Raw genomic sequence first — 6,724 nt, 5'->3', positions numbered from 1 at the left:
GTCCGCGCATAAGCCTGCACCGAGGACTTCACCTCAGCAGCGAACTCCCCATCACTCCACGCCCGCCGCCCGAAACCCACCAACGCGAAACTCGGCGGCAACAACCCCCGGTTCGCCAGGTCATACACAGCCGGCATCAGCTTCTTACGCGCAAGATCACCAGTCACCCCAAAAAGCACCAACGACGACGGACCAGCAATCCTGTTCAAACGACGATCACGCGGATCCCGGAGCGGATTGCGCCCTGATTTTCCGGCACGCGACCCGGAGGTCCTGCCGTATTCAGTTTCTGGCATGGTTGCTTTTGTACCTTAGCTTTCGGTAACGGAGGCTGACCGGGCGGACAGCGCAGCGACGATGTCCTGCAGCTGCGCCACACCGGCGGCCCGATCAGTCAGGTGCAGGCGCAGCACAGGCCGGCCGTGCTCACCCAGGACCTGGGCATCGCCCGCGGCCTGCGCAGCAATCAGTTCCCCGAATGTGAAGGGACGATCCGGGATGGACAGGTCCTCTGTGGGAGCTGCGGTGACCTGGAGGAAGACCCCGATGGCGGGGCCGCCCTTGTGGAACTGGCCCGTGGAGTGCAGGAAGCGCGGGCCCCAGCCAAACGTCACCGGACGGCCGCTGGCTGCGGCGAGCTCGTCCCGCACGCCCTCGAGCTGGGCAAAGGCGAGCCTGTCGAAGTAGGCCTGGACACTGAGGTAGCTGTCGGCCTCGAGCGTACCCAGCAGCGCACGGACGGCTTCTTCAGCGGTTGCTGCGGAGCCGAGCCAGTCTCCGCCGCGGACCTCGATGGCGCCGTCGACAAAAGCCGCAGGCGTGGGTTCGGGCTGGGCATCCAGCAGACCCCGCGCGGCGACCTTGGCGGCTTCCACGTCGGGCTGGTCGAACGGGTTGATGCCCAGAAGGCGCCCGGCCACGGCAGTCGCGAACTCCCACACCATCATCTGGGTGGCGAGGCCACCTGCAATGGCCACTTCGTTTTCACCGAGTTCGACGTCGGCATCCGCGGCTACCAGCCGCACCACGAGGACGTCGGCCGCACCGGAGGTGACCTCCGGTGACGCGGGACCGGCGACTATGGGCAGGACGCCGGTGCCCAGCTTTCCGGTGGATTCCGCGATGAGCTGTTCGGCCCAGTCCGCAAAGCCCACAATCCCGGATCCGTCTTCTGCGATGACAATCTTGTTCCGCAGCGGGCTGGTTCCGCCGAGGGCCGTCCCGAGCGCCAGGCCGATGTTCTCGGCGGCGTCGTCATTGAGGATCTCGGCGGCTTCCTCGGCCTCATCCAGGAAAGCCTGGATGTCAACGCCGGCCAGGCCGGACGGGACCAGGCCGAAGGCGGTGAGGGCCGAGTAGCGGCCGCCCACGTTGGGGTCGGCGTTGAAAACAGCGCGGTAACCTGCCTCGCGGGACGCCTTATCCAGCGGGGAACCCGGATCGGTAACAATGATGATCCGGCTCTTCGCATCGAGCCCGGCCTCGGTGAAGGCGTGCTCGAAAATCCTGCGCTGGGAGTCGGTCTCCAGGGTTGAACCGGACTTGGACGAGACCACAATGGCGGTCTCGGCCAGCCGGTCCGCCAGCGCAACACGGACCTGGTCCGGGTCCGTGCTGTCCAGCACAGTCAGCTCGACGCCAGCGGTGCCCGCTATGACCTCCGGAGCGAGCGATGATCCGCCCATGCCGCAAAGCACGATCCGGGTCACGCCTTCTGCCTTCAGGGCGTCGCGGAGTTCCAAAATGTCCGCAACCAGCGGCTGGGAGACGGTGGCCGCCTCAACCCAGCCGAGGCGGACAGCCGACTCGGCTTCGGCGTCGGGACCCCACAGCGTGTGGTCCTTGGCGAAGATCCGGGTGGCAATACGGTCCTCGACGAGGGTCGGGAGGTGCTGCTCGAGTGCCTGTTGTGCGGCACCGGTGGCGTCGTAGCTGAGTGTGCTCATGGTGGGTTAGGAAGCCTTCCGTGCAGAGGCGAGGGCGCCCTCGACGTCGGCCAGCAGTTCCTTCCAGCTGGCCACGAACTTGTCAAGGCCTTCGGATTCGAGGATCGCGACGACGTCGTTGTAGGAGATGCCCAGGGCGTCCAGTGCGTCGAGCGTGGCATTGGCCTCGGCGTACGTCCCGGAAACGGTGTCGCCGGTGACGACGCCGTGGTCGAATGTGGCGTCGAGGGTCTTCTCCGGCATGGTGTTGACAACGCCGGGGGCAACGAGCTCGGTGACGTAGAGGGTGTCCGGGTACGCCGGGTCCTTGACGCCGGTGGAGGCCCAGAGCGGGCGCTGGGGGAGGGCGCCGGCTTCGGCCAGCAGGGCCCAGCGCTCGGTGGCGAAGAGCTCTTCGTAGACCTGGTAGGCCAGGCGGGCGTTGGCGACGCCGGCCTTGCCCTTGAGTGCCTTGGCTTCGTCGGTGCCGATGGCGTCAAGGCGCTTGTCAATTTCGGAGTCCACGCGGGAAACGAAGAACGACGCGACCGAGTGGATCTTGGAGAGGTCGTGGCCGTTTTCCTTGGCCTGCTCCAGGCCGGACTGGAAGGCGTTGATGACGGCGCGGTAGCGCTCCAGCGAGAAGATCAGGGTCACGTTGACGCTGATGCCTTCGGCGAGGGTGGCGGTGATGGCTTCCAGGCCCTCGAGCGTTGCCGGGATCTTGATGAGGACGTTGTCCTTGTTGACCTTCTTGTACAGGTGCTTCGCTTCGGCGATGGTGCCGGCGGTGTCCCAGGCAAGGCGCGGATCGACTTCGATGGACACTCGGCCGTCAACGCCCTTGGTAGCGGCGGCGACCGGAGCGAACAGGTCGCAGGCGTCGGCGACGTCGGTGGTGGTGATCTCGAAGATGGTGTCTTCGACGCTGGCGCCGGCAGCGGCCTGGGCCGCAATGGTGGCGTCGTAGTCCGTGCCGGCAGTGATGGCGGCGTGGAAGATGGACGGGTTGGTGGTGACACCAACAACGTTCTTCTCTTCGATGAGCTTGCGCAGTGTCCCGGTTTCGAGGCGGCTGCGGGAAAGGTCATCGAGCCAGATGGAGACTCCGGCGTCGGAGAGCTGCTGAGTGGGGGTAGTCATTTTTTGTATCTCCTGGATTAGGGTTCAGGCCTGCAGGCCAGCGAGGGAGTCCTTGGCGGCGGCGGCGACAGCCTCCGCAGTGATGCCGAACTCCTGGAAAAGGCGCTTGTAGTCAGCGGAAGCGCCGTAGTGCTCGAGGCTGATGGAGCGGCCGGCGTCGCCGACGAACTCCCTCCAGCCCAGGGCCAGACCGGCTTCGACGGATACCCGGGCCTTGACGGCGGCGGGGAGCACGGACTCGCGGTAGGCGGCGTCCTGCTTGTTGAACCACTCGACGCACGGCATGGAGACGACGCGGGCGGCGATACCTTCGGCCTGGAGCGCTTCGCGGGCCTGTACGGCCAGCTGGACCTCGGAGCCGGTGCCGATGAGGATGACGTCGGCAGGAACGGTGGCGCCGTCCTTGGATGCTTCGGCAAGGACGTACCCTCCCTTGGCGACGCCGGCTACGGAACCGAAGGTGTCGCCGTCGGCTTCGCTTTCACCGCGGGCGTAGGTAGGGATGTTCTGGCGGGTCAACACGATGCCGGCCGGGTTTTCGTGGTTCTCCAGCATGGTCTTCCATGCCACAGCGACCTCGTTGGCGTCACCGGGGCGGACAACGTCCAGGCCCACGATGGCGCGCAGGGAGGCCAGCTGTTCCACCGGCTGGTGGGTGGGGCCGTCTTCGCCCAGGCCGATGGAGTCGTGGGTCCATACGTACAGCGACGGGACACCCATGAGGGCGCCGAGCCGGATGGCGGGCCGCTGGTAGTCGGAGAAGATCAGGAACGTTCCGGAGAATGCGCGGGTGTTGCCGTGCAGGGCGATGCCGTTCACGATCGAGGCGGCGGCGTGCTCACGGATACCGAAGTGCAGCACACGGCCGTAGGGGTTGCCGGACCAGGCGTCGGTCTGCTTGGAGGCAGGCACGAACGACGGCGAACCTTCGATGGTGGTGTTGTTGGACTCGGCGAGGTCGGCGGAGCCGCCCCAGAGTTCCGGCAGGACCGGGCCCAGCGCGTTGAGAACCTTGCCGGACGCGGCGCGGGTGGAGACGTCCTTGCCGGCCGGGAAGACCGGAAGTGCGGCGTCCAGGCCCTCGGGCAGTTCGCGGGCCTCGATGCGCTGCAGCAGTTCGGCGTTCTCCGGGTTGGCTGCCTGCCAGGCGTTGAAGGACTCTTCCCATTCCTTGCGGGCAGCTGCACCGCGGTCAACCACGGAACGGGCGTGGGCCAGGACTTCCTGGTCGACATCGAAGGACTTGGCGGGGTCGAAGCCCAGTACTTCCTTCAGGGCCGCAACTTCCTCGGCGCCCAGTGCGGAGCCGTGGATCTTGCCGGTGTTCTGCTTCTTCGGTGCCGGGTACCCGATGATGGTGCGCAGCGAAATGATGGAGGGCTTGGAGGTTTCGGCCTTGGCGGCGAGCAGCGCCGAGTACAGCTCCTGCACGTCTTCGACGTACTCGCCGGTCTTGGTCCAGTCCACGCGCTGGGTGTGCCAGCCGTAGGCCTCGTAGCGCTTGAGGACATCTTCGGTGAAGGAGATGTCGGTGTCGTCTTCGATGGAGATGTGGTTCTCATCGTAGACAACAACGAGGTTGCCCAGTTCCTGGTGGCCGGCCAGCGAGGAAGCCTCGGCCGTGACGCCTTCCTGGAGGTCGCCGTCGGACGCGATGACCCAGATGGTGTGGTCGAACGGGCTCTCGCCGGCGGGAGCATCGGCGTCGAACAGGCCGCGTTGGCGGCGCTGGGAGTAGGCGAAGCCTACGGACGACGCCAGGCCCTGACCCAGCGGGCCGGTGGTGATTTCCACACCGGCGGTGTGCTTGTACTCCGGGTGGCCCGGGGTCAGGGAGCCCCAGGTGCGGAGGGCCTCAAGGTCCTTCAGCTCCAGGCCGTAGCCGGAGAGGAACAGCTGGATGTACAGCGTCAGGGACGTGTGGCCCGGGGACAGGATGAAACGGTCGCGGCCGATCCAGTCAGGGTTCCGGGGATCGTGGCGCATCAGCTTCTGGAAGAGAAGGTAGGCGGCAGGCGCCAGGCTCATGGCCGTGCCCGGGTGGCCGTTGCCAACCTTCTCCACGGCATCTGCGGCCAAAACGCGGACGGTGTCCACCGCGCGCTGGTCCAGGCTGGTCCAAGACAGTTCTTGCTCTTCAAAATGTGGCACGAAAACCGGGCCCCTCTCTAGTGCTGACGGCGGGCGGTACACGGGGTCCGTACGGGGGCACGCTGGGGTGCCCGCTTTGGTGTGTACCAGCCGTTCACCGTCGAAACGTTGATCTATCACTCAGCCACATGTCGAATCTGGGAATGCGGTTTCCACCGCTTCTTCTCTGCGTGCTGATCTGGTGACAGCTTAGCTCTATTCCATCCTGCGGGAGGCCCAAATCTCACGTTTTGGACGCAATTTCCCCTTATGTGAATCACCGTTCCGTGAGGTTGAGTTAATCTGCTCGAATCGGCCTGCGAGCGATCATCAGGGCCTATTGAAGGGGCTTCTGTTACAAATGCGCACGGTATGATATTTGGAGGCTGACGCCGGGTGGCCGTGCTCCTTAAGGGGTTCACGGCGGTCCAAAGGGTGTTGCCGGGACTTTCTTCTGATGACCATTGGCGGGCTGCCCGGATAACGGCCGCACCGACAGCTGCACCGCCAGACAGACTTGCCAAACAGAACGGGTGACCGCCACCGTGAGCACAACCGATACGCCGCTGAACGCTTCCCGCACCCGAGGGGGAACCGGGCTGGCCCGCAAAGCCAAGGCGTATCTGGCGCTCACCAAGCCTCGCGTCATCGAACTGCTGCTGGTCAGCACGCTGCCCACCATGATCTACGCCGAACGCGGCTTCCCCTCCATAGGCCTGATCCTGGCCACGCTGGTCGGCGGTGCATTCGCGGCCGGCAGCGCCGGGGCGTTCAACTGCTACATCGACCGCGACATCGATAAGCTGATGCACCGAACCGAAAACCGGCCGCTCGTCACGGGCGAGGTCACGCCCCGTGAGGCCCTCATTTTCTCGTGGCTCCTTGGGGCTGCCGCCATTGCGATCCTATGGTTCGGCGCCAACCCGCTGGCCGCCTGGCTTGGCCTGGGCGCCATCTTCTTCTACGTGGTCATCTACACCATCATCCTCAAGCGGCGCACGGCACAGAACATTGTGTGGGGCGGGGCCGCGGGCTGCTTCCCGGTGCTGATCGCCTGGGCCGCCGTGACCAACTCGGTGGAGTGGCCGGCCGTCATCCTGTTCATGGTGATCTTCCTCTGGACGCCGCCGCACTACTGGCCGCTGTCCATGCGCTACGGCGAGGACTACCGCAACGCCAACGTGCCCATGCTCGGCGCCATCGCCGGCGCCAAGGTGGTTTCGGTCCAGGTGGTCCTGTACGCCTGGGCCATGGTTGTCTGCTCCCTGCTGATGGTTCCGGCCGGCGGCGCAGGCTGGGTCTACACAGCTACGGCGGTCCTTGCCGGTGCCTGGTTCCTGTACGAGTCACACTCCCTGTACAACCGGGCGCAGCGGGAGGACATCTCGGACAAGCGCGCCATGAAGGTCTTCCACGGTTCCATCAGCTACCTGACGCTGCTCTTCATCGCCCTGGCGGTGGACCCGTTCGTCGGCCCGGCAGTGATGGCCGGCTGATTACCAGGACCCTCTCTCACTTCCTGCAGG

The 6,724-nt window shown here is 65.6% G+C and carries 4 protein-coding genes and 1 pseudogene; 1 reads left to right on the top strand and 4 read right to left on the bottom strand.

The genetic code is table 11. The annotated features are described in order from the left end of the window. From V9L17_RS09680 to tkt, 4 genes and pseudogenes are all read right to left on the bottom strand, one after another. Positions 1-296 (bottom strand): annotated as a pseudogene (locus V9L17_RS09680) (glucose-6-phosphate dehydrogenase); the annotation flags it as partial. A gap of 15 nt (positions 297-311) precedes the next feature. Then, entirely contained in the window at positions 312-1,946 is a 1,635-nt protein-coding gene (locus V9L17_RS09675; RefSeq protein ID WP_337351256.1) for a glucose-6-phosphate isomerase, read from the bottom strand. Positions 1,947-1,952: 6 nt separating this feature from the next. Continuing rightward, positions 1,953-3,068: a transaldolase gene (tal, locus tag V9L17_RS09670; RefSeq protein WP_337351255.1), complete on the bottom strand. Its 1,116-nt coding sequence runs from the start codon at positions 3,066-3,068 to the stop codon at positions 1,953-1,955. A gap of 24 nt (positions 3,069-3,092) precedes the next feature. Next, complete coding sequence (tkt, locus tag V9L17_RS09665) at positions 3,093-5,219, bottom strand: transketolase (protein ID WP_337351254.1); 2,127 nt, start codon at positions 5,217-5,219, stop codon at positions 3,093-3,095. 512 nt (positions 5,220-5,731) lie between these two features. Between tkt and V9L17_RS09660 the strand changes: the two genes are divergently transcribed. After that, positions 5,732-6,694, top strand: coding sequence for a heme o synthase (locus tag V9L17_RS09660; RefSeq protein WP_337348336.1), 963 nt, complete (start codon positions 5,732-5,734; stop codon positions 6,692-6,694). Positions 6,695-6,724 lie beyond the last annotated feature (30 nt).

The organism is Pseudarthrobacter sp. CCNWLW207, from assembly GCF_037203945.1.
In the GTDB taxonomy this organism is placed as follows: Bacteria; Actinomycetota; Actinomycetes; order Actinomycetales; family Micrococcaceae; genus Arthrobacter.
The sequence above is the reverse complement of the archived record's forward strand: the minus strand, read 5'-3'. Positions and strand labels throughout refer to the sequence as shown.